Annotated in this window: 1 protein-coding gene and 2 pseudogenes; all 3 read left to right on the plus strand. The window is 73.4% G+C overall.

Annotated elements, in window-relative coordinates; translation table 11 throughout:
- Positions 1 to 706, plus strand: a pseudogene (locus DI269_RS13305) (DNA-binding protein); the annotation flags it as partial.
- 224 nt (positions 707 to 930) lie between these two features.
- A complete protein-coding gene (locus DI269_RS13310) occupies positions 931 to 2109 on the plus strand; it encodes a class I SAM-dependent RNA methyltransferase (protein WP_112136629.1) in 1179 nt (392 codons plus the stop codon).
- Positions 2110 to 2172: 63 nt separating this feature from the next.
- Positions 2173 to 2820: pseudogene (locus DI269_RS13315) on the plus strand (hypothetical protein); the annotation flags it as partial.

A 2820-nucleotide genomic window follows, 5' to 3' on the forward strand; every position in this document is an offset into this window, starting at 1 on the left:
CGGCCGGCGCGCCCGCGCCCGCCGGGCCCGCGCCACCGCCGCCGTCGCCGTCCTCGCCTGCACCGCCGTCCTCGTCATCGTCGCCACCACCGCCGTCGGGCGCGGCGGCTGGATCGCCGTCCTCATCATCGGCGGCTGCTACCTGCTCATGCGCTCCATCGCCAGGCACTACGCGGCCGTGCGCGACGAGATCGAACTGCCGCAAGGGAAACCGCGCCTGCCCGCCCGCAGCCACGCGATCGTCCTCGCCTCCAGCGTCAACCTGCCGCTCATGCGGATGCTCTCCTACGCCAAGGCCACCCGGCCCGACACCATCACCGCGCTCACCGTCAACGTCGACGCCGCCGCGTCCCGGCGCCTCGTCGCCGAATGGGACCGCCGCCGCATCGGCGTCCCGCTCACCGTCCTCGACTCCCCGTACCGCGAGATCACCGGCCCGATCGCCGACTACGTCAAGGCCCGCCGCCGCGACGCCCCCCGCGACGTCGTCACCGTCTACCTCCCCGAATACGTCGTCGGCCTCGGCCCCCAGCGGGGCCGCCTCTCCCGCGGCTACTTCAACTGGTCGACCAGCCTCCTCCACAACCAGACCACCAAGGCCCTGCGCCGCCAGCTCAAGTACGAGCCCGGCGTCATGGTCTGCACCGTCCCCTGGATCCTCGGCGACGGCACCGAACCGCCCCCGCTCCGCCGCATCCCCAAATGACCCGACCCCAGGCCCCGACCCCAGGCCACTGTCGGTCCCCCGCGCTACGGTCGGAACCGGTGGGCCGGCCCCGGATGTCACACCCCCGCGCTACGGTCCGGCCAGGGGCCCCACCCGCCGATGTCACACCCCCGCGGTAACCTGCGCCCCCGCCGGGCCGTCCCGTATCCTGGCGTCCGGCCCGCTGCACCCAGCGCGCCGAACTGCGGGGAGAGTGTGAATCGATGATCGTCACCGTCGGAGACGTCGCGGCCGGAGGCCACTGCGTGGCCCGAGTCGACGGCGAGGTGTACTTCGTGCGCCACGCCCTCCCGGGCGAGAAGGTCCGCATCGAGATCACCGACCGCAAGAAGCGCTTCGCGTTCGCCGACGCCGTCGAGGTCATCGAGGCCTCGCCCGACCGCGTCGAACCCCCCTGCCCGTGGGCCGGCCCCGGCAAGTGCGGCGGCTGCGACTTCCAGCACGCCACCCCCGAAGCCCAGCGCCGCCTCAAGGCCAAGGTCCTGTTCGACCAGCTCACCCGCATCGGCGGCATCGACCCCGCCCTCCTCGACGGCGTCGAGGTCGAGGCCCTCCCGTGGCCCGAAGGCGCCCTCGGCTGGCGCACCCGCATGCAGTACGCCGTCGACCAGCACGGCAGACCCGGTCTGCGGCAGCACAAGTCGCACGAACTCGTCCACATCGACTGGTGCCGCATCGCCACCGAGCGCATCCGCGAGGCCGACGTCCTCACCGCGAACTGGGACGGTATGGGCGCCGTCGGGGTCGTCGACGCCGACGACGACCAGCTCGCCGTCTACACCCAGCTGCGCCGCACCGCCCGCCCCCACCACAAGAGCGGCCCCAAACTCGTCCACCAGACCGTCGCCGACACCGAGTTCGAAGTCGGCTTCGACGCGTTCTGGCAGGTCCACCCCGCCGCCGCCCCCACGTTCCTCGCGACCGCGCTCGAATTCCTCGCCCCGCGCGAAGGCGAGTCCGCGTGGGACCTCTACGCCGGCGCCGGACTCTTCGCCACCGGCCTCGCCGACGCCGTCGGCGACACCGGCCGCGTCATCGCCGTCGAGAACGCCGCCGCCTCCCGCACCGCCGCGAACCTCGCCGCGTTCAAGAACGCCGGCGCCATCGAAGGCGACGTCGCCGCCGTCACCCCCGACCTCGGCTCGGTCGACCTCGTCGTCCTCGACCCGCCCCGCAGCGGCGCCGGACCCGAAGTGGTCGTCGCGCTCGGCGAGGCCCGCCCCCGCGCGATCTGCTACGTCGCCTGCGACGCGGGCGCGCTGGCCCGCGACGCGAGCGACCTGGCCGTCGAAGGCTACGCGCTCAAGCGGATCCGCGCGTTCGACGCGTTCCCGATGACCCAGCACTTCGAGACCGTCGCCCTGTTCGAACCGGTCGACTGAGGGACTTGTCGGACCCTTGAGGTACCCTGTCGCCTTACAGAAAGCACGCCTCGGAGCCGATCGATGACCCACTCTCCCTATACTCCCGGGCCCGCGCCCGACCCGAACCTGCCGCCGCAACCGCCTGCGGCCCAGTCGTTCCAGTACCGGCCGCAGGACCCCGGCGCCGTCCAGTACGGACAGCCGTCGGGCCCGGTCCTCCCGCCGCCGCCCACCTGGGGCCAGCGCTGGGGCCTGCTCCCGACGGGCGACCGCCCCCGGCAGGTCACGGTGATCCTCCAGACGCTGTGGATCCACCTGGCCGCCGTCCTGGCCGCGACCCTCCTGGGGCTCACCGGGAACACGGTCCTGACGATCGCCCTCGGCGTCCTCGCCGCGGCCGTGAACCTGGTGCTCATCTGGGCCGTGGCCCGAGAACAGCTGGGCCGCTTCGGATCCGACAACCCGCGACTTCCGATCTATATCGGACTCGGGGCATTGACGATCATCGCTCTGATCCGCGTCCTCAACGTCTTCACGGTCGTGCCCGCGCTCGTCCAGATCGCCGCCGCGCTGCTCGTCCTCGTGCTCGCCTTCACCAAGCCCGTGCGCGCCTGGCTCCAGGACCGCCCCGGCAACCGTCCCCGCAGCGCCGCACAGGAACCGGCCCCCGGCGCCCCGCTCGCGCCCCAGGCCCCGCCGCCGCAGTGGCGCGCCCCCGCCGGACCGGGC

Source organism: Glycomyces dulcitolivorans (genome assembly GCF_003265355.1).
Lineage (GTDB): Bacteria > Actinomycetota > Actinomycetes > Mycobacteriales > Micromonosporaceae > Glycomyces > Glycomyces dulcitolivorans.

Excerpts from the sequence above, each read along its gene's own strand:
- DI269_RS13310 (WP_112136629.1), top strand. The coding sequence starts at position 931 with ATGATCGTCACCGTCGGAGACGTCGCGGCCGGAGGCCACTGCGTGGCC.